1 protein-coding gene is annotated in these 231 nt (G+C 63.6%); it reads left to right on the top strand.

Features of this window, described 5'->3' with window-relative positions:
* A partial coding sequence (locus tag SCA31_RS25735; protein WP_410699758.1) for a S10 family serine carboxypeptidase-like protein occupies nucleotides 1–231 on the top strand: 231 nt, incomplete at both ends.

The raw sequence follows: 231 nt of genomic DNA, 5'->3' as shown, positions 1-231 counted from the left end.
CTCGATCTCTTCGGCCAGGACGGCAACCAGACGGGGGCGATCTTCTACACCGCCTATACCGCCAAGAATGGGGGTACAAATCGCCCAATCACCTTTGCGTTCAACGGTGGACCCGGGGCGGCATCTGCCTTTCTCCATCTCGGCCTCGTTGGCCCGCGCATTCTCGATTTCGGGCCGCAGGCGCGCGACGGCGCCAATGCCAGGCTCACCGACAATCCGCAGAGCTGGCTC

This window comes from Chryseobacterium sp. SIMBA_028 (assembly GCF_046535285.1).
Lineage (GTDB): Bacteria > Bacteroidota > Bacteroidia > Flavobacteriales > Weeksellaceae > Chryseobacterium.
This window is presented reverse-complemented; position numbering and strand designations above follow the sequence as displayed.